Source organism: Clostridioides sp. GD02404 (assembly GCF_045898275.1).
GTDB classification, from domain to species: domain Bacteria; phylum Bacillota; class Clostridia; order Peptostreptococcales; family Peptostreptococcaceae; genus Clostridioides; species Clostridioides difficile_A.
Map to the genome: position 1 here is coordinate 20,347 of NZ_JBJOCA010000032.1, position 26,603 is coordinate 46,949.

Genomic DNA, 26,603 nt, shown 5'->3' on the forward strand with positions numbered 1-26,603 from the left:
AAGAAGTGGGTTAGAAGTGGAGTGATAAAATGAGCAAGGTGGCGAAAGCGACTTTTTATTTGATGATAGTTACTGTAATCTCTAAGATTCTTGGAATGGGTAGAGAATTAGTGCTATCATCAATTTATGGTACAGGCTTATATACAGAAAGTTATTTAACAGCTATGAATATACCAAATATTATATTTGCAGCAATTGGCACTGCTATAGTTACTACTTTTATTCCTATGTATCAAGAAATAAGTAGTAAACAAGGTGAAAAGCAAGCACTAAAGTTTTTAAATAATGTTTTAAATATAATAGTTGGTATATGCATAATTGTTGCTATATTAGGTATTATTTTCTCAAAGCAACTTGTAAGCATATTTGCTATAGGATTTGAAGGAGAGAGATTTTTACTTACTGTAAAGTTTACTAAAATATTGATAACAGGAATAATATTTATAGGTATTACTAGTGTTATGTCAGCATTTTTACAAATTAAAGAAAACTTTATCGTAGTTGGATTTGGGAGTATACCTTATAATATAGTAATAATTATTTCAATAATGTTAAGTACAGTATTGGGACCATACATACTTCCAATTGGTGCTGTGATTGCTATGGTAGTTCAGCTACTTTTTTACATGTTTTTTGTTAAAAAAACAAACTACAAATATTTATACTATCTAAATTTTAAAGATGATAGCCTTATTAAATTATTGTCATTACTTTCACCAGTATTTATAGGTGTTGCTGTTAATCAAGTGAATTCATTGGTGGATACAACGTTAGCCTCTACACTAGTTAAAGGTAGTATTCCTGCACTTACTTATGCAGATAGATTAAATGGTTTTGTTACAGGTACATTTACAGCTTCAATAGTATCTGTTATGTATCCGATGTTATCAAAGTTAAGTGCAGAAAATAATCAAAAGAAATTTACAAGCTCGGTTAAATCTAGTATAAATATGATAATAATCTCTATGATTCCCATTTCAGTTGCATCCATTTTCTTTGCAACTCCTGTTGTTAGAATCATTTTTGAGAGAGGGGCTTTTGATGCTAGAGCAACTCAAATGACAGCTACTGCTCTAACCTTTTATGCAGTTGGTATGACCGCATTTGGTTTAAGAGATATTTTAGGGAAGGTATTTTATTCATTACAGGACACAAAAACACCTATGGTAAATGGGATTATATCTGTATGTGTAAATATAGTGCTAGATTTGATTTTAATAAGACCAATGGCTCATGGTGGTCTTGCACTTGCAACTAGTTCATCATCAATCGCATGTATATTATTACTTTTCTGGAATTTAAAAAGAAAGGTTGGGTATTTTGGTCAAGATAAAATAATAAAAGCAACTTTGAAATCTTTAGTTGCATCTTTTATTATGGCTATTTTATCATACTTTACTTATAAATTTGTATTTGGGATTTTGGGATTAGGTACATTTAATGAATTTATATCATTAACTATTTCAGTTTTAGTTGGAGGAGGAGTCTATACATTATTAATGACTATTTTTAAAGTTGAAGAAGTCGACATGATACTAAATATCGCAAAAAGAAAACTGCATTTAAAAAGGTAGTTTAATTATATTAATCACACGTTTAGGAGGATTTTATGAAACATATACTAAAAACGGTAGACCATACCATTTTAAAAGCAACCACTACATGGGAAGATATTAAAATTTTATGTGATGAAGCTGTAAATATGAATGTAGCATCAGTTTGTATACCACCTTCATATGTAAAAAGAGCTACAGAATATCTAAATGGGAAAATGAAAGTATGTACAGTAATAGGATTTCCTCTGGGATATCAAACTACTGCTACAAAAGTATTTGAAGCAAAAGATGCTATTGAAAATGGAGCAGATGAAGTTGACATGGTTGTAAACATTTCAGATATAAAAAATAAAGATTATAATAATATAGAAAATGAGATAAAAGAAATAAAAAAAGTTATTGGAGAGAACATCTTAAAAGTTATTATAGAGACATGTTATTTAGATAAAAATGAAAAAATAAAGATGTGTGAGATAGTGACAATATCAGGTGCAGATTTCATAAAAACATCTACTGGAATGGGAACAGATGGAGCTACCTTAGAGGATATAAAACTTATGAAAGAACATGTTGGAAAAAATGTAAAGATAAAAGCTGCTGGAGGAGTTAAATCAATTTCTGATGCAGAAAAATTTATAGAAGCAGGAGCTGAAAGGTTAGGAACTAGCTCGATATGTAAGATATTAAAGAATGAGAATACAACAGACTATTAAAGCTTTGAATTTATTGATAACTAGTAATGATTAAAATTTAATTATGAATATACTAAATAAAAAACAGAGGAAATTTTTCCTCTGTTTTTTATTTAGTATTGACAGATAATCTTTTTCAAGATAATATAAGTTATATAGTTAGTTACTTGAGTAATTAACTAATAAAGAAAGGAGGAACCTATGAAATTAGTATTAAACAATGAAGAACCTATATTTATTCAGATAGCACAAGCAATTGAAGATGAGATATTATCAAATGGGATAAAAGAAGAAGAACAGGTTCCATCAACAACAGAGCTTTCAAAGCTTTATAAAATTAATCCAGCTACAGTGTTAAAGGGAATAAATATACTGGTTGACAAGAATATTCTATATAAAAAGAGAGGTATAGGGATGTTTGTATCAGAGGGTGCAAAAACTATTATAAAAGAAGCTAGAAAGGAAAATTTTAAACATAACTTCATAAAAAATCTACTTCAAGAAGCTGACAAATTAGAAATAAATAGAGAAGAATTGGTTGATATTATAATCAATTTCAAGGAGGATATAAGATATGAATAGTTCTATTAAAATAAAAAATTTATCTCATAGTTTTAAAAAACAAAAAGTTTTTAGTAATATGTCTATAAATTTTGAAACAAATAAGATATATGGTTTATTAGGTAAAAATGGAGCTGGAAAAACAACACTGTTAAACATAATAGTAAATCAGTTAGTTCAAAATGAAGGTGAGATAGAAATATTAGGAAAGAACTTAAAAGAAGATATAAAAGTATTGGAAGAAGTTTGTATTGTGAGAGAAAAAGAATTTTATAGTCCAGATTTTAAAGTAAGTCAGATATTTGAGTATTCTTCTAATTTTTATAAAAATTACGATAAAGGATTAGAAGAAGAATTATGTAAATATTTTGATTTAAATACTAAAAAAAAGTATAAACAATTGTCACGAGGAATGAAAACTATACTTTCAAATATAATAGGGGTTTGCTCTAATTCACCTATAACTATATTTGACGAGCCAACAATAGGTCTAGATGCAGTAAACAGACAGGAATTTTATAACATAATTTTAGATAATTATATAAAAAATCCAAGAACGATAATAATATCAACTCATTTGATTGATGAAATAGATGACTTATTGGAACATGTAATAATATTAAATGAGGGTAAAATTATTATAGATGAAGAAATTGATGTTATAAAACAAAAAGCTCATTATATTACTGGAAATAAAGAGGAATTAGAAAAATTAGAAGCTATAAGAAATATAAAACCTAAAAAGACATTTGGGAATACAGTTGCTTATTTTTACTATGGCGATTTCAATGAAAATGATGAAAAGGTGATTAGAAATTCAAATATCGATGTAGGATACATAGGATTACAAGACATGTTTGTTAACATGACTAAAAAGGAGGGCTTATAAGTGAATGAATTAAAACCATATATAAAATTTTTTAATAAAAATACTAAGTTATATATAATTACATTTGTAATTATGGGAATTGTTATGAGTATTTTGCCAGTAGTTACTCTTAAGGTTTTTGGTGAGGTATCTAAAGATAATCTATATACAACTGTGAATCCTATTTCAACATATCTGACTATACTGATATTTGTGTATAGTATAAATATGGTAAATAGAGATTTTTCAGGCGCTTTAAGTATAAGAGCAAATAGAAAAAGTTGTATAAAAGCTATTGTGCTGAATTTAATTATTTTAAGCTTTATAATTTCTATTGTAGGTATGGTTTTGATTTTTTTATCAAAGTTATTTATAGAGATTATAACAGGTTATAGTGTAGACCTGTCAGTTATACTAAGAAAAGATATGATTTGGACATCTATATCTGCACTAATAGAGCCAACAACATCAAGTGTGCCACTAACTTATTTAAACTATTTTGTACAAATATGTATAAATGAAATATGTATAGGTTTTATAGGAGCATTATTAGGTGCTTTTACGTATAGAGTTAGAAAAGCTAGCAGTGTTGCTATATTGATAGGATTACCTGTACTAATCATAATTTATATAGTTAATTTTGCAACTAAAAATATTAACAAGATACTTATGTATTTAGAAAAGATTATTTATTCATTTCAGAATCCTTTTATTTTATTAGGAACAAAAGTAGGAATTATAGTTATTTGTATAATATTTATAATTTTATTGCTTAGAAAGGCGCCAATTAAAGATTATGCAAATGACTTATTATAAATAAATTAAAACCTGCCCTAAAATCAAATTTATAAATTTGTATTTTAAGGTAGGTTCATTTATTTTAATAAGTATATATTATTAATAGTTATATCTACTTTTATATTTTTTTATAAGTGGAATAGATATAAATATGGTTAGAATTTCAGCAAATGGAACAGTAAGCCATAATCCAGTTAAGTTCAACATAGGAGGAAGAATTACGATTCCTATGATTATAAAAACAAAGGCACGACTAAAAGATATAATAGCTGAAATTTTTCCATTGTGAAATGCTGTAAAAAAACCTGACGCAAATATATTTATACCAACAAATAAAAAAGCAAAGGCAAATATTTTTAATCCGTGTAAAGCTAAGTCAAATACTTCGTTACTTGGACTTACAAAAACTTTAACAATAAGTGGTGCGAAAACTAAAGCAACAATAAACACTAAAATAGATGAAACAAATATGAATTTTAAAGAATGTTTAAATGTTTCTTTTAATTTATCACTATTTTCAGCACCAAAATTATAACTTATCAAAGGAGATACTCCAGCAGCAAATCCTAGATAAACTGATGTCATTAAAAAATGAGCATACAAGACTATAGTAAGAGCTGCAAGTCCATTTTCTCCTGCTATTCTTAAGGCAACTATGTTAAATAAGAAGGTTGTAATTCCTGTAGATAACTCTGTAACCATTTCAGAAGAACCATTTATCATAGTATCTCTTATAAGTCTAAAATCAGTTTTTGGCTTTCTCAGTTTTAGTGTAGACTTACTTGATAAGAAGTAAATAATACCTAAAATGCAAGTAAAAATAATACCTATAGCAGTTGCAACTGCAGCGCCTAAAAGGCCCATTCCAAAACATTTGATAAATACATAGTCTAATATTATATTTGTTACACCACCACTGACTGATAGAAATAAACTAAATTTGGAGTTTCCATCAGTTCTTATAAAGTATTCAAATATAAACTTTAAAATATAAAATGGTGTACATAAAATCATAACTTTACCATAAGTTATGCAATAGGGTAGTAATTTATCTGTTGCTCCAAGTAAAATAGATATTTCTTTTACAAAAAAATAAGAGATTACTGTGAATAAAACCCCAACAATCAATGAAAACAAAACTATAAAAGAAAATGTAGAGTTGGCCTCATCTTGTCTATTTTCGCCCATACGTATAGAAACTATAGCTCCTCCTCCAGTTGCCATCATTATTCCAAATCCACAAACAAGGTTGATTATAGGTAGTACAATATTTATACTAGCAAGAGCATCTGAGCCAACTAATGTTGATACGAAGATACCATCTATTATTGTGTATAAAGATATAAATATCATGGATATAATTGCAGGAGAAACAAATTTTAGAAATTCAAAAGTAGTGAATTTTCTTGTAAATAAATTTTCCATAAATTTTACCTCCTTTTATTACTCTCTATATATAATAAGCTATATAGTAACTATATAGTCAAGAAAAACTTTGTTTATACGATAAGTGGCTCTAAATCAACGAAGAGCTATGTAGAAATGAATTTGTATTTGATAATTGATGAACTTGTATTAATAAGAATAACTATACTATATTAATAAAACTCAATTATGAAAGATATTGATTTTGCAAATAAAAAAGAACTTAATATTATATTAGAGATTGTAAAATTTAGAGATAATTATAAAAACCAAATTCTTTGCTAGCTTCTTGTGGTAGAATGAAAGTTTTATGAAAGAATTTTATTCTACCACTTATATGAGTAAGTTATTTAATTTAGTTCTTTATAGATTTGATTAAATATATGTATATTTTATAGACCTAGATTTTCTCCTACCAATATTACCTTTATTTTGTTTGCTGGACGACTTATTCTTGTAGTTACCATATATGCGCAACAACTTTCAGGGCTTGTACAATCCATACAACTTCCATTGATATAACAAGGAGTGTTTACATCTTGAAAACGTTGTACAACTGCTGGAGCAGCAATTGTTCTAGCTCTTTGAACTGCATCATTAATATTTTTAACAATTTTATTCATACCAGCTACAACTATAACACTTTTTGGACCATATATCATTGCGGCTACACGATTTCCGTTTCCATCAATATTGAAGAGTTGTCCATCTTCACTAATTGCATTACTACTCATCAAAAAAGTATCACATAGAAGTGCTTGACGCATAATTTCTATTCTTTCTTCTGGAGTCTTTGCTAAATCTCTATCGATGACTTTGAATCCTTTGTCTCTAACAGCAGTTTGTACTCCCATTTCTTTAAGCGTTTCAGAGCCTCCCCATGATACTACATGATTTTGAGGAATCAAATCTAAAATTTGTTGTAAAGCATCATTCTTAGTTTTACAGTAATAAGCATCAAAATAACGTTTTTTAAGAGATTTAATGATATTTGGTCCTAACTTATCATATCGTTTTTCCAATGGTGTTTGTCTTATCATACTAAAATCACTCCCATATTTAAATTTTAAGATTATAACCACAAATTATTAATGTAGTTATAATATAGTTATAACATAAATATTTATTTAGGATAATATTTACTATCAAAATTTTAATAAATCATTACATATATATACTTATAAAAATATATTTATGGATATTTTTATAAGTATATTTATCAAAAATAGAGTTATTAATTATAGATGGTTAGTTTTTCATAAATAAATGATTTGAATTATATAGAATATAAAAAAATAAAGGTACGATTTATGTGTACCTTTATTTTGATTAAATAGATAGAGATTAAAAGAAATTATAATTACATATTTTTATAACTTTCCAATATTCTAATATAGTGGTTGGCTTCTCTTAATACATGGTCTGCTAAAAGTGGTAATATTATAGACCTTATCTTACATTCTTCTATTCCTGATGTACCAGCTTCTTTAAAATCCTTAAATTCAACAGTTTCATTTAATGTTTCATCTGTAATACTTGCTACATCAGTATCAGTCATTTCATTTGTTTTTTCAATTAATTCATTAAATTTTATAGCAAATTCATTTGCAGTATTTATTAGTTCGCTTTCAGATGGGTCGAGTAATCCTCTCATAAATAGTGCGTGTTCCATCATAATATGGTCCCAGAATAATTCTATTTCTTTGAAATTTTTTAAATCAATATCTACTTTATTTTCAAGGTCAATTACATAGGAACGATACAAGTTTGCTTCATGTATTATATGTTCAATAAGTAATGGATAGTTTGAAGTGAACAAGGTGCACGATAGTACTCCATCTAAAACCCTTTCTTTTAAATTAATAAGTCCATCAAGTAATCTTATTGCATCAGAGTTAAGCTGAGCTACATAGTCTACTAAATCTTGACCAACCTGTGGGTTTACACCACTTTGTAGGTTTAATTCTCTTGTAGTTAAGTTTTGATTTATTTCTATTCCTGTAAGTTCTTCAGTTTTTTGTTCTGCATTCAATGTAAGAGTAGTTACAATCTCTTCTGAATATAATATATCAGGTCTAATTATACCATTACTAGCACTAACAGTATATGATAATAAATCTTCAAATTGTTTTTTATAGTGGTCAGCTTCCATAGCAAGATTATAATCTTTATGTGTAAATCCTGCCTCTAGAAAAAGAGAATGTTCTTTCATAATTCTTGCAAAAAATAAATGTAATTCTAGTGATAAAATAGCATACTTTTGATTATCTATCATAATTTCCTCCCTTTAGAAAGTATCTTATTTATAATACTTTATTCCTAATATTTAAATTTATGTATATTAGGGATAAATTAACTAAATTTTAGAACTGCTTTTCACTAAGCTATAGTATTTAAAGGACTGTTATTTAGGCAAAAATAATCAAAAGAAGTATTTTATAAATAAACATAAAGACAACTATATAATAATTTTTGTTATCTGTTTTTTTAAAAAAAGATTTAAAGATTTATTGGGCATACAATTTAGTTGTTTAGTAAGTGTCAGTATATTACTTATAATAATGAGGCAAGTAAATATTAAAGTATACCAATGATTCAATTTTAAGTTGTAAAAAAAGAGGATTTAGGTTACTTATTTTTCTTTTTAATAAATTTATACTTAGATTTTAAGTGAATTATATATTTTTTGTTTAAAACTCTCATTAATTAAGGCATGAGAAATTATTATTATTTAAAAAATATTTTATACTAATTACACTATAAAAAACAATAAAAGCGTGAGTTTACTAAATTATGGGTAAAACTTCAAAAAGAATAATATATTAGATATAATTATATTACTATGTTATAAAAAAATCATTGGATTAATTAATTTATGACATTTTACATATAATTTGCTATAATATATTTAACTTTGAAACAACAATAAATTCATTGTATAAATTACTAAAAACAAGTTGAGATAAAATTTGAAAAATAAAATAGATTTTAAGATATAAAAAATATTTTTATTATATAATATGGTTTTAGGTTGAGTGTAATTTGGGTTTATAAGCTATTTTATTGTTAGTAGTATGTAAATTATTAAAAATAAATACAATAGTATTTTAACATGAGTTAATCTAAATAATAATGAATAAGTTGACAAAATTATTGAAAACTTTTTGGAGGAAAACTGGAATACTAGAATTGGTAGCTGAAAAAGATTTTTGGATATATTCAGAAATTTCAGTATAATTAGTGATGATGACAGTTGTAACTGTAAAATTTTAGTATGCATCAAGGCCACAATAGAGGGGATAAGTAAGTTTTATAATAGGTATCACTACCCTAAAATAAATAGGAATAGAAACAATAACTATCATCCTTTAGCTAAATAAACATGGCTTAGTACAAAATAATAAAGAACCCAAGTTTAATGCCCCTCTTTTTTATACTTGAAAAGTTGAGGGTATATCTATTTGGGTGTGAAAATAATTCCTGTAATTTATAGAATAGTAATATTCCATACAAGGATTATAAAATAAAGATTAGAGAAGAACAACATTTTCATACATGTTTGTGCTTGACCAAAGTGAAAGGAATGATAAAATATATGAAACTAAAAAATGCACTCAGATTAGCTTTTATTGTATTAACATTAATACCTATTATGATTGTTTCAGTTTTATTATATAAAAGTGGTTTTGAACTATCAAAAAAAACTTATGCAAATAATTTAAATGAAAGTATAAATGTACAAGGAGATTATATATCTCAAACAATTGAGTCAGATATAATTTATAATAGTAGTTTTGCTAAAAAAACGTTGAATAAATATAATGAAAATAAAAACAAAGAGTATTTAATAGAAGCTTTTACCTCCTATCTAGATATTACTGAAGATAAAATTATGGCTAGTATCATGATAGATAAGGATAATAAATTGATTTACAGTACAGGTGAAAAAATAATAGTTGATAAGATTTATAATCAGGTACCAAATAAAATAGAAGATGAAAAACAAAAAGTATTAGAATTTAATCTATCACAAAATTCATATAGTTTGGGAATTTTGACTCCAGTCTGGATTAATGGTGAATATATAGGAAGCATGATTTCAGTTTACAATGAATCTTTTATATTTAAGATTATTAGCAGTTATTACGATATAAGTGATACTGCAACTTATATTTGTAGAAAGAATGGTGAAACTATTAATTATAAAGGTTATTATCATAGTGAAGATAATCAAATCATTAAGATTGAAGATGACTTTTCGAAGAATTCTTTTGGACAAATTGAATCAAAAATAGGAGAAGAAAATACCTTTGGATATTATAAATCAATTCATAATACTCCTTGGTATTTAGTAATTCTAGTGGAGGATAGTTTAATTTATAATTTTACAAATCAATTTATTTATATTTATATTATAATCATTACATTTATATTTATTGCAGATATTTTGTTGGCATTTTATTTTACAAATAGAGTAGTTAAACCAATAATAAGTTTAATCAAAGTTATGGATGAATATCAGAATAATTTAGATAGAGAAATTTTGGATAATGAAAAGAATGCAGGATATTATGAAACAAAGTATCTAAGAAAGAAATTTTTTGAGTTGATGAATACGGTATCATTAGCTCAGCACAACTTTAAGGGGATTTATCAGTTATATCAATCAAATGATATGAGAGACATTAATATTGATATCGATGTAAAGGAACAAAAGATTTATAGTAATAAAGAAAATTTTACTGAATTGTTGAATAGAATTGAATTAGATGAAAATGATTGTGTTATAGAAAATTTTGTAAAATGCTTTTGTAAAGAAGATGAAAACAAATTACGTAGTATTTTTGAAAATATGAGGGATAAACACCTTGCAACATCAGTTGAGGTAGAAGTCTATACTTCACATCTGAATCAAAGATGGTTTCATGTAGTTATTGTACCTTTATATGAGGATAGTAGACTTTCTCGTTTATTTATACAGTTACGTGATATTAGTGGATTTAAAAAGCAAGAAATTGAATCTAATAAACAAGCTAGGAGAGATTCTTTAACAGGGTTATATAATAGACTTGGCCTTATGGATTATGTTCATGATGGTTTAGAAAATAACAGAAGTAAAATGTATGGAATTTTATTTGCAGATATGAATTATTTCAAGTTGGTAAATGATCGCTTTGGACATAGTGAAGGAGACAGGCTTCTTATTCAGATAGGAAATGATTTATTATCAATTGTTAAGGATTACGGAATTGTTTCAAGATTAGGTGGGGATGAGTTTATAGTTTTGCTTCCTATTACTTCAGAAAATGATTTAACTGATGTAAAGTCAAAGATTGAAGAAAAACTAATTTATAAATATGAATATGAAGAAGAACAATTTATTATTTCTGCTAGTGTAGGAAAAGCAACATGGGATAGTGATTCAACATCAACATTTGAAGAATTATTAAAACAGGCAGATGAATCTATGTATCGAGTAAAGCGACAATTAAAGGCAAGCATCAAATAAATTATATTTAGAAAAATCAAAAATTAAAATGTATGCTACATATACTGCCCAGACTAGATTAAATCAGTCTGGGCTAAAGTTCCAATCGATACATAATGAACTATGTGTTGAAGAATGGTATGAGAAATTTGATACTATAGAAACATATCCTATAATTACTTTGACTCACGATAAATTGAATTGTATTGAATTAATCCTTGAGGATTTATATGGATTCCTTTTATATCATTTAAGGCAGCACTTAATACCATTGGATTTTGTAATATGATAATAGGGGAATCTTGAGTGACTATAGAGTTTACTTTTTCATATATATCTTGTTTCTTTTTTTTATCATCTTCTTTTCGAGCATCTGCTAGCAATTTATCTACTACAGGATTACTGTAATTACTTGAATTTTGAGTCTTACCACTATTAGTTCCCAATAAAACTGGAAGCACACCATTTGGATCATTATTAAATGCCCAACCAACTAGAATAGATTCATGTTTACCCTCATTCATCATATTTGCAGCTTCCTGCATAGTAACTAAATTATAATTTAATTTAATACCTACTTTAGCTAAATCTAATTTAATAAGTTCTAATGTATTTTTTCTGATTGTATTTATGGTTATTACATTTAATTCTAACGTGTTTTCATAGCCAGATTCTTTTAATAATCGTTTTGCTTCTTCTGGATTATATGTAATTTCAGGTTCTTTATATCCCATAATACCTTTAGGTATTAAACTTACAGAAGGTATACTGTAGCCATGATATATACTATCAGTAATTTTTTGTCTATCGATTGCATAACTCATAGCTAAACGTATTTTTTGATTATCAAAAGGTGGAAACTTTGTGTTAAGTGATAAATACTCAATTTTGGATGAAGGAGATTGTAATAATGTAACATTGTCAGATAATTTCAATTTGTCACAATCATATGCAGAAACACTAAATAATATATCAACATCTCCATCTAACAGAGCTGTAGTTCTATCTTGCTCTGTAACAATAACTAAAAAATTGAGATACTTAGATTTTACCTTTTCCAAATAATAATCATCAAATCGCTCTAATGAGATTTTTTTATTTTCTATTCTTTCAATAAGTTTAAATGGGCCACAACCAATTGGTTTGGAAAAATCATATCCTTTAGATTCAACTACATTTTTTGAAACTATAGAGGTTTCTGCTTTGGCAAATAATGAAGGTAATTCAGAGTAAGGTTCATTTGTAACAATTTCAAATGTAGTATCATTTATCTTTTTTATACTTTCTAAAATTTCAAGAGCCTTTTTTGTTCTTCCTCCAAGCATAGCACGTTGAATACTAAATACAACATCTTCTGCTGTCAAAGAAGAACCATCATGAAATTTAACATTATCTTGAATTTCAAATTTCCAAGTATAATCATCTATCCTTTTTTCACTTTTAACAAGTAATTTTCTTAATTGTAGATTATCATCAAAATCGTACAATGTTGTGTATATATTTCTGAGAATAGCTTCTGAGAAAATGTCAGAAGTCATCATTGGATCAAATGATAACATATCTTGTGTTAAAGCAATTTGAATTGGTTTTTCTTCTGATGTTTCATTTTTACCAGAGCTACAACCAGTAAATAATGCCAATGTAAGTAAAGTAATAATTAATAATTTCAAATTTTTGTACATATTTTTATCTCCCTCGTCTTAGTTATAACTACTTAATCTTAAAACTCATTATATCAAAATTTATTAGAAAATCATACAATACAAATTAGTATTAATAAGAAAGTTTATGGTAGAGTTTTCTTTATACAAAGTTACTTTTAGTTGTTAAGAATTTTAACTATTTTATGTTAGACAAAACTATATTTAAAATTGTCTTTTTATAACTATATTTTTTCTTTGAAAATAATAAATTACTGGTCTGTCAAACTTATTTTTTTAATTAATAGAACTAACAATAAGTAAGCTTAAAGAAGAATTAGTAATTTAAGAAGATTTTAATCTAATGAATTATAAAGTTAAAAAGGTTGGATCAAAATGGAGATAAGCCTATTTTTATTCCTGAAATGATGAAAATATATTTACTTTCATATAAAAAAGAGTGCCTCATGGACTAAAAAGTTTATTTTGAGACACCTTATTTCACACTTAATAATGGATAATTATTATTTATGTAAAATACTAGTAATTTTGTTTATTTATATTATTAAATCATCAAGAGACTGTATTTTATTTTTGAAACAATGTCACAATTCAGATGATACTATTATTGAAAATCCTAATAGTCAAAAGCATTCTTACATATCATATGTCGAATTTAAGAAAATAAGTTATTTAAGTTTATAATTTAGCTCTCTAGAAATTATTCTTGCTGTTTCCTCAGCAACTTGACCTGTAAATAATATACATTGGTCTATATGTTCCTTTGTTCCAAGTGTCATTCCTTTTGTAAGAATTCTACAACATAAAGAATTATTTTTTCCTTTAAAAAAATCATGCAATTCTTTTGATAGCTCCATAGCCTTATTTACTTTTTCATCTTTAGCTTCACTTCTACCAAAGAATAATCCTAAAGCCATTATGCCACCAGTTATAGCTCCACATGTACATCCTGATCCTCCTATTCCAACAGGAAATCCTGATGCCATAGATATAATTTCATCTGTTATATCCAATTCAAACTCATCTTTTATAACTTTAACGACTGCTTCTGAACAATAAAAGTCACCATTACGATAATATTGTTCTGCTGTAACTCTTACTTTTTCTAAATTTATACTTTTCTCAGATTTTACTACACCACTATTCATAATTTTTTATCCTCCTTATATATAATAAATTAATCTCTTAATTAATAATAACTTATTTTTTATATTGTGAAATGCAATGAGTATTTTCAGACAATGTGTCACTTGTTCTGTAAAAATCAAAAACTACATTATGAATGTAACCAGTACGTATTTTACAGATATATGGTATTTTCACTAGAAATTGAAACAATTATTATATAATATATTGAATGTTAAGTATCATGCACATTTGTAGTTTATATTATAATCTATGAGTAATTGTTTTTCAATGGACTGTGGTTGAAGATTTAAGAGGGAATTGTAATGAATGTATTGAATAATGTCATAGAGACAATAGAAAATAAAGGGTATTTATTTTTTAAGTAAACCCATACTAATAATAAAGTATTGATTCAATATAGGATAAAGGAGTAATGTAGAGTATGAAATATTTTGTTATTGAAGGCATTATAAAAGATTCAAATTTAACTGATGAAAAAATTATGAAAAAGCACATGTCTTATACTCAAAAAGCGATAGATGATGGCTTAATCTTGATGTCTACACTTAAAACAGATATGAGTGGAGGATTGTTTATTATGAAGTCAGAATCAATTGAAAAATTGGAAGAGTATTTATTTAATGAACCTCTTAAAGCTTTTGGTGTGCAAGATTACAAAGTCATAGAGTTTTCGCCCCATTATTTCAATAAATCATCTGCTGAGTGGTTTGATGATTAAAGATGTTTACTGTGTCAAACTAAAAAATATTTAGTAGACGTTAATGTTTTTAAACCTTTTCTTTCGTCACAAAATAAAAAAACTATAATGAAAATTATTACTTGAATTAATGAATAATTAGAAATAGGTAAGGAGTATCTTATATAATATACTTCTTACCTATTTTAATAAGTAGAATTTTATAACAAAATATTTTGTAATAGCATGTTTATATGTTTAATTCAAATGTAAAATTGTCAATTAATCTAGTTTTTCCTATAAATACAGCAATTGCCACAAGTATAGAATCTTCTATTTCTTTAACTGGTTGTAATGTATTACTGTCTACAATTTCAACATAATCTATTTTTGCTAAGGGTTCAGCGTTTATGGTAGATATTATTAAATTTTCTAATTTTTTTACGTCTAAAGTTCCATTCATTAACTCTTTTTTTACGAGATTCAGACTTTTATTTAAAATCAAAGCTGATTTTCTTTCTTTTTTTGAAAGATATGTATTTCTCGAGCTTTTTGCTAAACCATCCTTTTCACGAACTATAGGACAGCCTATTATCTCTGTACCTATATTCAAATCCTTGACCATCCTTTTAATTACTGCTAATTGTTGAGCATCTTTTTCTCCAAAATAAGCTTTATCAGGAGTTACTATATTTAGAAATTTTGAAACAACCAGGCAGACACCTCCAAAATGAACTGGTCTCTTAGAACCACAAAGAAAATCTGTAAGTCCAGATACACTTATGGTAGTACAGTTGCCTTTTAAATACATTTCTTCTGATGATGGATTAAAAACTACTGATGCACCACTATCCATACAGTATTTAAAATCTTTTTCTATATCTCTTGGGTAGCTATTAAAATCTTCATTAGGTCCAAATTGAGTTGGATTTACAAATACACTAACTACTACTTTATCATTTTCTTTTACAGCTTTTTTAATAAGGCTTTGATGTCCTTCATGTAAAAATCCCATGGTAGGAACAAGCCCTATAGAATAGCCAGATTTTTTCCAATCTTTAATTACATTTCTTAGTGATTCTATTTCCTTTATAAGCATTTTGTACCATCCTTAATCTTAGTATAATTTTTCTAATTCAGATTCATTTATTGAAAAGCTATGTTTTTCTTGTGGAAAGGCACCAGTTTCAACTTCTAGTATGTAATTTTTAATTGAATCTTTCATTATATCTCCTATATTAGCATATTGTTTTACAAATTTAGGTACAAAATCTCCAAACATCCCCAACATATCTTGATAAACTAAAATTTGACCATCACAATTAATTCCTGCTCCTATCCCTATTGTAGGAATTGAAATAGAATTAGTTACCATCTCAGCTATTTTAGCAGGAACGCCTTCAAGCACAATAGAGAATGCTCCTGCTTTTTCTATTGATTTAGCGTCTTCAATAAGTTGTTTTGCTGTTTCACTAGTATTTCCTTGAACTTTAAATCCGCCAAATGAATTTACAGATTGAGGTGTTAGTCCTAAATGACCCATTACAGGTATTTGAGCATTTACAATGCTCTTTATTTGTTCTATAACGTTTGAACCTCCTTCTAACTTTACAGCATGTGCCCCGCCTTCTTTTACAAGTCTACCAGCATTTTTCACAGCATCTTCGATAGAAACATGGTAAGATAGAAATGGCATATCACTTACTATTAAGGCATTTTTCACACCATTTTTCACAGCTTTTGTATGATATATAATTTCATCTATAGTAACAGATAGAGTGTTTTCTTCACCTTTTATGACCATTCCTAATGAATCTCCTATTAAAATACCATTTATATTACATTCATCCATTAGTTTTGCCATTGAATAATCATAAGCAGTAAGCATAGATAACTTTTTTCCTTTACTTTTAGCATTTTTAAAAGTCAGTATAGTATTTTTCATCGTTTTTTCCTCCTAAAATTTTGTAAATCTCTTTGTATTTTTCAGATTTACTTATTAAATTTTCAACTGCGTTTTCTGTAGAAATACTTTTTGTACATTTTAATGAATCTTCATTTTCCAAGGCTATTATTTTTAGTAGATTTAAGGACAGAATTTTGTAAATATCTTCATCTTTCTTATCTAATGCTGATAAATGTTTTTTTATTGGTGTTATATCCCCACGGACAATAGGTCCAGTAAGGGCTTTAGAAAATCCATTATCAAGTATATTTTCTATATTTATTTTGACTAAAGGATTTATAGCTTTTAAAGCTTCTTCCTCAGATAAACCCAATTTGATAAAGTAATTTACACCTACATTTAGTAAAGATAACACTAAATTTGAAACTAAAACATTAGCTAAATGATAAGTGGATGAAGTATTTTTATCTCTTATAAAGAATTGATTACCCAAGCTATTTATAAAATCTTGAATAAATAAATCATCTTTTTCATTATCACCTTCTATGGAAAAACAAATGTCTTTCATTTTTTTTATATCAGTATTCTTATTGGAAAATGCAAATATAGGATGGATAGAATAAATTAATGCACCTGCTTTTTTTGAACAGAACAATATACTAGATTTTAAAGAGCCACTTGTGTGGCAAATATATTTATGTTTTAAATTAAATTTGGAAAGTTTTTTGTCTATAATTTCAATAGAGTCATCTGATGTTGTAATAAATAATATATCGTTTTCATCAATAATGTCTTTCAAGTTACTGTAAATTTTTGTTTTTGTTAAATTTGTTGATTCTAGTAAAGATAATTGATTTCTTCCATAAAAACCTGTTACATAATAAGCCTTTGACAAAAAATAATTTGCCAAAGATGTACCAACTTTTCCGGAACCAATAAATCCTATTTTAATAGTACCACCTCCACTTTGTGATACAACATCTTAATTTCCAATCTCATTCATGAAGATATGAGTTACATAAGACAAAATAATTAAAAACATTTAAAGTATAGTTCTCATAACAAGATACCATCCATGGATATTTTACCATTTAAATGAAAGATTGACAAATAATTATATGAAAGTTGAGTAAATATACTTTTATTTATGTTGTATTATTTTGCTGGAGGTGTAGTTGACTTTGAAAATTATTAAAATAATACCCTTGTAAAAATAATAAAATAAAGACATTTATATAATGTATATGAAAGATGAATTATTTTAATAAAATAAAATATAAGTAAAAAAATTATGATATTTATTAAATATAAATTTTTTTTATTTGCAATATATAATGAAAATAATTTCATCTATTTCTAAAAAAAATCTTTTTTACTTTATATTATTAATATTATTTTTTATTATCTTAAATTTTAAAGTAATAAAAAACATACAGTTTATTTCTTATATCTAATTTTATAAAGATAAATACAGCAGTAAAATTTAATATAAGGCTGATAAGCATTATATACAATAATCTTGTTCAAATTGACAATATGATATTGATGTATTTTTTTTTATCAACTATAATCTAAAATATGAAGTAATAAGTTTTTTTATTAAATTGTATATTTAATGTATATATAAATGACAAATAAATCCTCTGTAATAAAAATAATTCTAGGAATGTGGTTATAAATAATAGCAATGATGAAGGAGGTAAGTATATGAACAAACATAATCTTGAGGTTATATTAAATCAGCTACAGATTAATATATATATTACAGATATTCATACTGATAAAATTATTTTCATGAATGAAAACATGAAAAAAGAATATAATATTTCAGCTCCAGAAGGAAAAGTTTGTTGGGAGGTATTATATACTGAAAAAAATGCCCCATGTAGTTTTTGTAAAGTTTTAGAGCTGTTAAAGAATAATAAAAAAGGAACATTAATAAAGTGGTATGAAAAATGTAATAAGTTAAATCAAGTTTTTGAAAATTATGATAGTCTAATTTCATGGCAAGATGGTACAGTTGTTCATATACACCAATCTATAGATATTACAAATTCCAAAAGCTTAAATGAGCAAGGTAAAGTTGAAGAATTTTATCAAATATCAAATAATAAAGAAGAAAGAGATTATCTTGAAGATTTTAATGCCTTAAGAAGTAAATTTGATTATGATTCTACATTACTTTATGATGCTTTGATTAGAGGTACAGATGAATATATATATATTTGTAATATGAAAACAGGAGTATTTCGATATTCACCATCACAAGTTGAATTATTTGATTTGCCAGGAGAAATTGTAGAAAGTCCAATTATTTACTGGAAGAGCATTGTACATCCAGAAGACTGGGACCGTTTTTATAAGTCAAATATGGAAATAGGTAAAAATAATATGGATTATCACTCAGTGGAATTCCGGGCTAAAAATCGCAGTGGAGAATATATTTGGTTAAGATGTAGAGGACAATTAATGCGTGATGAGTTTGGAGAACCAAGTATTTTTGCAGGAATAATGACACAGTTAGGGAAACAAAATAAGATTGACCCATTAACACAACTGTTGAATTACTATGAATTTATGAGTGTGTTTGAAGATAAACTTTCAAATCCGATGATTGAAAAATTATGTATAGTATTATTGAATATCGATGATTTTAAAAATGTTAATGAGATGTATGATAGAGATTTTGGAGATAATATAATAAAAACTTTAGCACAATCTATACAATCTATTTTACCAGGTAATGCTGAACTTTATAAACTTGATGGTGATGAACTGGGAATTCTCGTTGATAATGTTGAGGAAAAAGAGATTCAACTTTTATATGAACAAATACAAAATTTAATTATACATCTTCACCTATGGAGAAAATATGGATTAAATATAACAATTTCTGCTGGGTGTGTTATATATCCAAAACATGGAGATACAGTAAAAGAACTTAGTAAATATGCTAGCTATTCTTTACAGTATGCTAAAGATCATGGTAAGAATAGAATTGTTTTTTTCTCTGAAAAAATATTAAAAAATAAAATGTACTCTGTAGCAATGATGTGGGAGTTGAAAGCATCAATCAATGATAATTTTAGGGGATTTAGTCTTAGATTTCAGCCACAAGTAGATACACAAAGCCATAATATAATAGGTGTAGAAGTACTTTTAAGATGGACTAATAGTGAAGGTAAAGCAATTTCTCCTTTAGAATTTATTCCAATTTTAGAAGAAAATGATATGATAAATACTGTAGGAGCATGGGTACTTCGGATGGCATTACGTACTTGTGGAGAATGGATTGTTGATTATCCATTTTTTACAGTGAGTGTAAATATTTCAGCCGTTCAAATATTAGAGGATACATTTATTGAAGATATAATAAAAATTATAGATGAAGAAAATTTTCCTTATAAAAATCTTGTTTTAGAATTAACTGAAAGCCATACAGTACAGAATATGAGTATTTTACAATATAAGTTTAAAGTTTTACAAGAATTAGGCATTCGTATTGCTATGGATGATTTTGGTACAGGATATTCATCATTAGAAGTTTTAAAATTTGCACCAATAGATATAGTGAAGATTGATAGAGTCTTTGTTAAAGACATATTAAAAAGTAAGTTTGATGCCACATTTATACATTTTATTGTTGCAATTTGTCACGATGTAGGAATAAAAGTTTGTTTAGAGGGAGTGGAAACAAGAGAAGAGTATGATTTAGTTAAACAAATGCAACCAGATTACATACAAGGATATTTTTTTGGAAAGCCACAAATAGCAAGTGAGATTTTAGATATTTTAAAAATAGACAATTGATACCAATCAAATTTGTAATTTATGTTTGTTTAGCTTATTTTTAAAGAAACTTTATGCATTTAATTATAATATTGAAACCGTTGATATAATCAAAATAAAACATAATGTTGAGTACATAAAGGTAGAATCTATAAATAGTTGCTACCTTTTTTAGTGAGCAATAAAGTGTATAATTAAAAATTTAGTAAAGTGTTTGATAATTCATCATTTAAGATGATAAAAAATAAATAAGAATTACTTGATTTAGCCAATAATAAAGAATATAGTAACTATATAGACAACAAAACGAAAAGGAGTGTATAACCCTTGGAAAAACAGTATTTCACCACAGGAGAATTTGCAAAGTTGTGTGGAATATCTAAACAGACATTAATTTTTTATGATAAAATAGGGATTTTTTCTCCAGAATATAAAGATAAAAATAATTATAGATATTATTCGATTTATAAATAATATTTATATATTAACAAGTATTAATAAACACTAAAATGTGCATTTTTACAGGTATTTGGACTAAAAGAGTATAAGGTGACTGACTGACATTTAACTGACAAAACCTACTTTTATGGGTTTAACTGACATTTAACTGACAGTCAGTTTTTTTATTTAAATAACATTTTGCTTAAATTGTCAGAAGCCTCTTTGTCCATTTCTTCTAAAACATGAGTAGTTTTATATTAACTATGTGGTATGTAAAGAAATGTTTTAATAAATCACTTAGATAAAAAGATGCAGTTTTATATTAACTATATGGGCTTAAAATTAAAAATACTAAAAACACTTACTTAAATAGTAGGTGTTTTTTTATTGAGAGGATGTGATTATAATGAAAAAAGTAATATATGGGAAAAATATGTAAGAATTATGTGCTATAATAATTGTAAGCAAGAAGATGTAATCTACAATTTATAGAGTGGAGTTCATACAAAAGATTATCCTCCCAACGTATAGAAGGGAGGTGTGTATGTATGGATAATTTTTTGATTGGCGTATTAGCTAGCTTAACAGCTACTCTAATAGGCTACATAGTTTGTATATTTATCAAAAAAGTAAAAAGCCACTCTGTGCAAGAGAGTGACTTAGACGTTGAGCTTAACTTTTCGTTTAAGTTCAAAAGGAAACACTAATTTACGAACTTCACTCTAATGCAAAATAGATTGTAGTTCTTCTTGCTTTTATTATACCACAATAAAAAAATTTTAACATTAATTATTGTCAGTTTTGACATTAATTAATGTTAATTTTTATAAACAATGATAATGAATCTAAATTAATGAATAAATCTAATTGTAAAAACTGTAAATAAGAAAGTACTTACTTAAATGGTAGGTGCTTTTGTTTTACCAAATTATGCTATAATATTGAGTGAGATGAGTAATTTGTGGGGGATTTTATTATGTCAGCGATAATAGTAGCAATAATATTAATGTTATTAGGAATAGTTATTTTTATAGGGTTTATGCCAGGAAGTTTAGTACTTTTGGCATCATTAATAATTATTTATTTTGTTAGAAAAAAACAAAGAGTTATGTGTATTATATCTTATATGTTTCTTATTTTTACAATATATTTATATGCAGTTTGGGAAGATATAAGCCCATATACAGAAGAGAAGATGGCTATTAGAGAAGAGCAAAGAGTGAAAGAGGAAAAAGCTAAAGAAGAAGAATGGCAAAGAGCAAATAGAGAAGAGGATGAAAGAAGGAAAAAGGAAAAAGAAGAAAAATATGGTATAGAAATAAGTGAAGAAGATTTGAAAGCCAAGTTAGAACCATTAATACCTCAAGAATATAAAGGTTCTCGTTATGAGTTAGAAGTCAGTAAAGGTAGAGGGAGGATGCTTGTTGATTTAAGTTTGCAAAACGAAAAATTTAAAGATTTAGGTGAGTGTAAAAAATTTATAAAAGAAATAGTTAATGAGGTGAAAAAATTTAAAATAGATACAGTCTATTTTGATTTTTATTCAAAAGATGATGGTGGTATATTGAATCATTTTAGGATTCAAGATTTTAGCAAAATTCGAAATAATGTAGATGAAGTTGAAAATATATATTTTCGAGAAGAAGAGGTTGAAACTAAAGAAGAAGAAAAGCTACGACAAGAAAAAAACAATGATAATAATTATATTCGAAACAGTGGAATTGACCCACTAGATAGAATAAAGAAACTAAAAGAGTTGTTAGACTCAGGTGCAATTACACAGGAAGAATATAATAAAAAGAAAAAGGTATTATTAGAATAGATAATATAGTAAGCAATTACAAATATGTAGGTGCTCTTAAATTGATAAATTATTCCATTTTAATTTTATAGTTTGAATTTTATGATATAATAAAAATATAGAAATTTTGCAGTGAGCAATATTTGTGATAAAGTAGATTTTAACAGTTGCAATGTAAGGCATTGAGTATGTGTGATAAGTGTTATCAACTGCACTACTCATGGTTCACTGCAAATTTGAGAAAGTTATATATGTGTAAGTATTGGAAATGCTAAGTTTATTTTGGGGTTTTATATTAACTATGTGGTATGTAAAGTAATTAGACACATCAGCACTAGCAAGCTTTTTGTCATGTTTTATATTAACTATGTGGTATGTAAAGTCATTATAAATATCTCCCATAATTTTATATTTTGAAGTTTTATATTAACTATGTGGTATGTAAAGTGAAAAATATTAAAAGTAGCATCATAAATACAAGGAAGTTTTATATTAACTATGTGGTATGTAAAGAAATCAAAGCTTATCATTCTAAAATTTGAAACATCAGTTTTATATTAACTATGTGGTATGTAAAGAGATAAATTAGATTTAATGAAAGTTAATAGAATTGAAGTTTTATATTAACTATGTGGTATGTAAAGCACTCCTATCAATTATTTATGTTATAATAATATTTGGTTTTATATTAACTATGTGGTATGTAAAGAAAGGCTTTGGAAAATGGACATAGTTACCCTACATTGTTTTATATTAACCATGTGGTATGTAAAGTGACCTCCTAGTGATTTTGTTGCTACTCTCTTAACTTGTTTTATATTAACTATGTGGTATGTAAGGTTTTAATCCATGCACAAATTTCTTCTGTATCATAATGTTTTATATTAACTATGTGGTATGTAAAGGTTATTTTTGTAGAAAGTTTCTTTTTAAGAGAATCCATTTTATATTAACTAAGTGGTATGTAAAGCTTTCATACTCAGTAAAAATATTTTTATTTGACAACGTTTTATATTAACTATGCGGATTTAAAATTAAAAATACTAAAAACACTTACTTAAATAGTAGGTGTTTTTTTATTGAAAGGATGTGATTATAATGAAAAAAGTAATAAATAGGAAAAATATGTAAGAATTATGTGCTATAATAATTGTAGCAAGGAAAATAATAATTGAAAAGTGCTAAGAGTGGCTATTTCCATATTAAACGCCAAATTCCATAACGGAAGGAGGTGGAACGATATGGTGATAAATTTTTTATTGAGTATACTAGCTGGTGTTATATCAGCTTTCATGTATGATAAAATAAAAAACCACTCAAACGCCAATAAGAGTGGTTTAAAAAAGTAATTCTTTAAATCGATTTTGATGGAAATAGCTACTCTTGTATAAAGTAAATTATTATTTCCTTGCTTTTATTATACCACAAATTATAAAAAATATTACCTATAATATTTTTTATAGTCAATAAAAAGATGAAATTTTTTATACAAAATAATGATGAATCTAAATTAATGAATAAATTTAATTGTAAAACTGTAAATACAGTAATCACTTACAAACATGTAGGTGTTTTTTTATACAAAAAATCAAAGAAGGTGAATATATGGTAAGGAGACTGCGGTGTAGTGTCAAAAAACATTTTAGAAAGGAAGTGATAAATTGGTAATAGACATATATCTAAAAAATGAAAAAGAAAAAATAGATTTCCATTTTCCGGTTACTCCACAAGATTCTTTATCTATTAAAAAAGAAAAAAGATTTGAAACTGTTGATATAGTGAATTTAGGTGAATTTGACATTAAAAAAGAAGGAGAGAAGATAAGAGAAATATCATTCAAAACCTTCTTACCAAACTTATATGATGCTTCTTATTGTAGATACAGTGAGTTAAAAAATCCAATTGAAATAGTTGCAATGCTTGAAAAATGGGTAGACCAAACCGAACCTCTAAGACTTATAATGACTGGTTTTGGCTACAATGGGTTAGTTACAATATCTAGTTTTAGCAATACTCAAACAGCAGGAAGAGAAGAAGATAGAGACATTGAGATAACATTTAGAACTTATAGAGAATTGAAGATAGAGACATTAAAAAAAGAAACTAAAAGTAATACTAAAACAGATTTAAAAGACAATAGACCTAATACTCAAACTAAATCTAAAATATATACAGTTACATCTAAAGATACATTGTGGAGCATTGCAAAGAAATTTTTAGGTAAAGGTTCAAGGTGGAAAGAGATTTATAATATCCTCGAAAATAAAAAAGTTATTGGTAAAAATCCAAATGTAATAAAAAAAGGACAAAAGTTGGTGATACCTAGCAAATGAAAATAATATTAAATGGAAAATATGATATTGCAAATTTTAACGAGGGAATAACATTAAGTGAAGCTATAGACGGAGTTGCATATAAGATGGATGTATCATTAGTAGAACCTAAGCAACTTCAAGATATAGGAATTAAAAAAGGTGATAAAATAATTCTAATTGACATTGCGTATGAGAGTAAAAAAGAAGAAACTATATTTAATGGAGTCGTATGGGAAAATAGAAGAAGTGAAAAGAGTAAAAAACTGACCTTATCTTGTAGAGAAAGAACAGTCTATATGGAAGAATCAGAAGAACAATATAGCTTTAAAGAAAATACAGCAACACAGAGAATTGAATATTACTGTAAACAATGGAATATACCTTACTACAATTTAGCAAACACAGGGAAGAAACTTGCTAAAGTAATACATAAGACTAATATACTAGATATGATTAAAAAAGACTTAAAAGAAACCGCTAGTAAGGGTGGAGATTTATTTAGAGTAAGAATGGATAATAAGCTGAAATTATTTAAGCTTGGTACCAACGTAAATGTATATAAATTAGATAGTATATTAGAAGATGCAAACTTTACAAGTAGTTTTAATGATGCAGTAACAAGTGTAAAAGTGTTAGGTAAGAGTAAAGATGAAAATACAAAAGCACCTATCATTGGCACATATAAGAAGGACTCAGATAAGTATGGGACACTACAAAAGATTAAACAAGATGAAAAGATAACTAATGCAAAAGAAGCTAAGAAAGCAGCAGAAGCAATGTTTAATTCGGGTGAAGAAACAATAAGTGTAGATTGTGCAGTAGACATAAACAGAATAAGAGCAGGTGACAAGGTATCTCTAAAAGGAAGAGAATACTATGTTATAGATGTCACTCATACATTAGACTCTACACCAAAAATGAAACTAAATATAGGAACTTTAGATTATATAAGGAGGAAATTTTATAACAATGACTGATGCTAGATTCAATGGAGTTGCTAGAATATTAAAAGAAAAAATGAATAAAAGTGTTAATGATGGAGTCTTTGGAATGGGTTGTTCACTTGCAGAAATAACAACAAATGGTCTTAAGGTGAATGGTTATAAAGATGAAATACAGGACTATTTAGTATTAGAGAATTTAACCTTGAAAGAGGATTATTTTGCTTTTTCAGATGAGGTTTTAAGTGGAGAATATAGACATAAGCATAAAATAGAAACTCCAAAAGAATTAAAGCCAATAAGTATAGGTGACAATGTGTTAGTAGCTGTTATGGGGTCTGAATTTGTAGTAATTGGGAGGGTTGTAAATGCCAAACCTATTTCCACAAAATGAAACTTTTGAAACTGTAGAATTAAAAAATAATAACGAAAATGAACTGGACCTAAAGGGTTCTTTTTTATTTGATTTTATAAAAGGCGAATTTGTTAAAAATGCAGATGGAACATTAAAAAGATGTAACAAGGTAGAGGCATAC

At 26.5% G+C, this 26,603-nt stretch carries 21 protein-coding genes and 1 pseudogene; 14 read left to right on the plus strand and 8 right to left on the minus strand.

The annotated features are described in order from the left end of the window. Positions 1 to 29 precede the first annotated feature (29 nt). From murJ to Q3287_RS16305, 5 genes are all read left to right on the plus strand, one after another. A complete protein-coding gene (murJ, locus tag Q3287_RS16285) occupies positions 30 to 1,574 on the plus strand; it encodes a murein biosynthesis integral membrane protein MurJ (RefSeq protein WP_054269992.1) in 1,545 nt (514 codons plus the stop codon). A gap of 35 nt (positions 1,575 to 1,609) precedes the next feature. Then, positions 1,610 to 2,269, plus strand: coding sequence for a deoxyribose-phosphate aldolase (deoC, locus tag Q3287_RS16290; RefSeq protein WP_219673513.1), 660 nt, complete (start codon positions 1,610 to 1,612; stop codon positions 2,267 to 2,269). A 180-nt stretch (positions 2,270 to 2,449) separates the two neighbouring features. Then, complete coding sequence (locus Q3287_RS16295; protein ID WP_054269994.1) at positions 2,450 to 2,830, plus strand: GntR family transcriptional regulator; 381 nt, start codon at positions 2,450 to 2,452, stop codon at positions 2,828 to 2,830. Then, complete coding sequence (locus Q3287_RS16300; RefSeq protein ID WP_054276452.1) at positions 2,823 to 3,698, plus strand: ABC transporter ATP-binding protein; 876 nt, start codon at positions 2,823 to 2,825, stop codon at positions 3,696 to 3,698. The genes Q3287_RS16295 and Q3287_RS16300 overlap by 8 nt, the downstream gene beginning before the upstream one ends. Beyond that, entirely contained in the window at positions 3,699 to 4,493 is a 795-nt protein-coding gene (locus tag Q3287_RS16305; RefSeq protein ID WP_407964422.1) for an ABC transporter permease, read from the plus strand. Positions 4,494 to 4,574: 81 nt separating this feature from the next. On the opposite strand, the gene Q3287_RS16310 is transcribed toward Q3287_RS16305, so the two are convergent. The 3 genes from Q3287_RS16310 to Q3287_RS16320 form a co-directional block, all read right to left on the minus strand. After that, positions 4,575 to 5,900, minus strand: a complete 1,326-nt coding sequence (locus Q3287_RS16310; protein ID WP_407964423.1) for an MATE family efflux transporter — start codon at positions 5,898 to 5,900, stop codon at positions 4,575 to 4,577. 392 nt (positions 5,901 to 6,292) lie between these two features. Beyond that, positions 6,293 to 6,940 (minus strand): lactate utilization protein, encoded by a 648-nt coding sequence (locus Q3287_RS16315; RefSeq protein ID WP_407964424.1) that lies wholly within the window; start codon positions 6,938 to 6,940, stop codon positions 6,293 to 6,295. A gap of 320 nt (positions 6,941 to 7,260) precedes the next feature. Then, the gene (locus tag Q3287_RS16320) at positions 7,261 to 8,175 is read right to left on the minus strand and encodes a DUF2935 domain-containing protein (protein ID WP_054269999.1); all 915 of its coding nucleotides are present in this window, start codon (positions 8,173 to 8,175) and stop codon (positions 7,261 to 7,263) included. A 1,320-nt stretch (positions 8,176 to 9,495) separates the two neighbouring features. On the opposite strand from Q3287_RS16320, the gene Q3287_RS16325 reads away from it, so the two are divergent. Continuing rightward, a complete protein-coding gene (locus Q3287_RS16325; protein WP_407964425.1) occupies positions 9,496 to 11,409 on the plus strand; it encodes a diguanylate cyclase domain-containing protein in 1,914 nt (637 codons plus the stop codon). A 155-nt stretch (positions 11,410 to 11,564) separates the two neighbouring features. On the opposite strand, the gene Q3287_RS16330 is transcribed toward Q3287_RS16325, so the two are convergent. Together Q3287_RS16330 and Q3287_RS16335 are read right to left on the minus strand one after the other, a co-directional pair. Then, on the minus strand, positions 11,565 to 13,070 hold the full coding sequence (locus Q3287_RS16330; RefSeq protein ID WP_407964426.1) for an ABC transporter substrate-binding protein: 1,506 nt from the start codon (positions 13,068 to 13,070) through the stop codon (positions 11,565 to 11,567). 647 nt (positions 13,071 to 13,717) lie between these two features. Further along, positions 13,718 to 14,197, minus strand: a complete 480-nt coding sequence (locus tag Q3287_RS16335) for a C-GCAxxG-C-C family protein (RefSeq protein WP_407964427.1) — start codon at positions 14,195 to 14,197, stop codon at positions 13,718 to 13,720. Between the two features lie 422 nt (positions 14,198 to 14,619). Between Q3287_RS16335 and Q3287_RS16340 the strand changes: the two genes are divergently transcribed. Then, positions 14,620 to 14,916 carry a YciI family protein gene (locus Q3287_RS16340; RefSeq protein WP_074178998.1) on the plus strand — a complete coding sequence of 99 codons (297 nt, stop codon included), beginning with the start codon at positions 14,620 to 14,622 and terminating at the stop codon, positions 14,914 to 14,916. 208 nt (positions 14,917 to 15,124) lie between these two features. On the opposite strand, the gene panC is transcribed toward Q3287_RS16340, so the two are convergent. Genes panC through Q3287_RS16355 form a run of 3 tightly spaced genes read right to left on the minus strand, consistent with a single transcriptional unit; the run spans position 15,125 to position 17,732 of the window. Continuing rightward, positions 15,125 to 15,973, minus strand: coding sequence for a pantoate--beta-alanine ligase (gene panC, locus Q3287_RS16345; RefSeq protein WP_407964428.1), 849 nt, complete (start codon positions 15,971 to 15,973; stop codon positions 15,125 to 15,127). Positions 15,974 to 15,991: 18 nt separating this feature from the next. Further along, positions 15,992 to 16,819, minus strand: a complete 828-nt coding sequence (gene panB / locus Q3287_RS16350) for a 3-methyl-2-oxobutanoate hydroxymethyltransferase (RefSeq protein WP_407964429.1) — start codon at positions 16,817 to 16,819, stop codon at positions 15,992 to 15,994. After that, positions 16,794 to 17,732, minus strand: coding sequence for a Rossmann-like and DUF2520 domain-containing protein (locus Q3287_RS16355; protein ID WP_407814423.1), 939 nt, complete (start codon positions 17,730 to 17,732; stop codon positions 16,794 to 16,796). Before Q3287_RS16355 ends, panB begins: the two co-directional genes overlap by 26 nt. Positions 17,733 to 18,487: 755 nt before the next feature. Here Q3287_RS16355 and Q3287_RS16360 point away from each other — a divergent pair. The 7 genes and pseudogenes from Q3287_RS16360 to Q3287_RS16390 all read left to right on the plus strand — a co-directional run bounded on the left by Q3287_RS16360 (position 18,488) and on the right by Q3287_RS16390 (position 26,461). Continuing rightward, positions 18,488 to 20,590 (plus strand): EAL domain-containing protein, encoded by a 2,103-nt coding sequence (locus Q3287_RS16360; protein ID WP_407964430.1) that lies wholly within the window; start codon positions 18,488 to 18,490, stop codon positions 20,588 to 20,590. Between the two features lie 306 nt (positions 20,591 to 20,896). Beyond that, positions 20,897 to 21,040 (plus strand): annotated as a pseudogene (locus Q3287_RS16365) (MerR family DNA-binding transcriptional regulator); the annotation flags it as partial. Between the two features lie 518 nt (positions 21,041 to 21,558). Further along, positions 21,559 to 21,717 (plus strand): type I toxin-antitoxin system toxin, encoded by a 159-nt coding sequence (locus tag Q3287_RS16370; protein ID WP_407964431.1) that lies wholly within the window; start codon positions 21,559 to 21,561, stop codon positions 21,715 to 21,717. 269 nt (positions 21,718 to 21,986) lie between these two features. Continuing rightward, positions 21,987 to 22,832, plus strand: a complete 846-nt coding sequence (locus tag Q3287_RS16375; RefSeq protein ID WP_243192861.1) for an SHOCT domain-containing protein — start codon at positions 21,987 to 21,989, stop codon at positions 22,830 to 22,832. A 1,640-nt stretch (positions 22,833 to 24,472) separates the two neighbouring features. Next, the gene (locus Q3287_RS16380; protein WP_407964432.1) at positions 24,473 to 25,144 is read left to right on the plus strand and encodes a LysM peptidoglycan-binding domain-containing protein; all 672 of its coding nucleotides are present in this window, start codon (positions 24,473 to 24,475) and stop codon (positions 25,142 to 25,144) included. Next, entirely contained in the window at positions 25,141 to 26,103 is a 963-nt protein-coding gene (locus Q3287_RS16385; protein ID WP_407964433.1) for an XkdQ, read from the plus strand. The genes Q3287_RS16380 and Q3287_RS16385 overlap by 4 nt, the downstream gene beginning before the upstream one ends. Then, complete coding sequence (locus Q3287_RS16390; RefSeq protein ID WP_407964434.1) at positions 26,096 to 26,461, plus strand: hypothetical protein; 366 nt, start codon at positions 26,096 to 26,098, stop codon at positions 26,459 to 26,461. The genes Q3287_RS16385 and Q3287_RS16390 overlap by 8 nt, the downstream gene beginning before the upstream one ends. Positions 26,462 to 26,603: the final 142 nt, after the last annotated feature.

Bases quoted from the DNA above. Each gene is read 5' to 3' on its own strand.
- murJ (WP_054269992.1), top strand. From the start codon at position 30: ATGAGCAAGGTGGCGAAAGCGACTTTTTATTTGATGATAGTTACTGTA.
- deoC (WP_219673513.1), top strand. From the start codon at position 1,610: ATGAAACATATACTAAAAACGGTAGACCATACCATTTTAAAAGCAACC.
- Q3287_RS16295 (WP_054269994.1), top strand. From the start codon at position 2,450: ATGAAATTAGTATTAAACAATGAAGAACCTATATTTATTCAGATAGCA.
- Q3287_RS16300 (WP_054276452.1), top strand. From the start codon at position 2,823: ATGAATAGTTCTATTAAAATAAAAAATTTATCTCATAGTTTTAAAAAA.
- Q3287_RS16310 (WP_407964423.1), bottom strand. From the start codon at position 5,900: ATGGAAAATTTATTTACAAGAAAATTCACTACTTTTGAATTTCTAAAA.
- Q3287_RS16315 (WP_407964424.1), bottom strand. From the start codon at position 6,940: ATGATAAGACAAACACCATTGGAAAAACGATATGATAAGTTAGGACCA.
- Q3287_RS16320 (WP_054269999.1), bottom strand. From the start codon at position 8,175: ATGATAGATAATCAAAAGTATGCTATTTTATCACTAGAATTACATTTA.
- Q3287_RS16325 (WP_407964425.1), top strand. From the start codon at position 9,496: ATGAAACTAAAAAATGCACTCAGATTAGCTTTTATTGTATTAACATTA.
- Q3287_RS16330 (WP_407964426.1), bottom strand. From the start codon at position 13,070: ATGTACAAAAATTTGAAATTATTAATTATTACTTTACTTACATTGGCA.
- Q3287_RS16335 (WP_407964427.1), bottom strand. From the start codon at position 14,197: ATGAATAGTGGTGTAGTAAAATCTGAGAAAAGTATAAATTTAGAAAAA.
- Q3287_RS16340 (WP_074178998.1), top strand. From the start codon at position 14,620: ATGAAATATTTTGTTATTGAAGGCATTATAAAAGATTCAAATTTAACT.
- panC (WP_407964428.1), bottom strand. From the start codon at position 15,973: ATGCTTATAAAGGAAATAGAATCACTAAGAAATGTAATTAAAGATTGG.
- panB (WP_407964429.1), bottom strand. From the start codon at position 16,819: ATGAAAAATACTATACTGACTTTTAAAAATGCTAAAAGTAAAGGAAAA.
- Q3287_RS16360 (WP_407964430.1), top strand. From the start codon at position 18,488: ATGAACAAACATAATCTTGAGGTTATATTAAATCAGCTACAGATTAAT.
- Q3287_RS16370 (WP_407964431.1), top strand. From the start codon at position 21,559: ATGGATAATTTTTTGATTGGCGTATTAGCTAGCTTAACAGCTACTCTA.
- Q3287_RS16375 (WP_243192861.1), top strand. From the start codon at position 21,987: ATGTCAGCGATAATAGTAGCAATAATATTAATGTTATTAGGAATAGTT.
- Q3287_RS16385 (WP_407964433.1), top strand. From the start codon at position 25,141: ATGAAAATAATATTAAATGGAAAATATGATATTGCAAATTTTAACGAG.
- Q3287_RS16390 (WP_407964434.1), top strand. From the start codon at position 26,096: ATGACTGATGCTAGATTCAATGGAGTTGCTAGAATATTAAAAGAAAAA.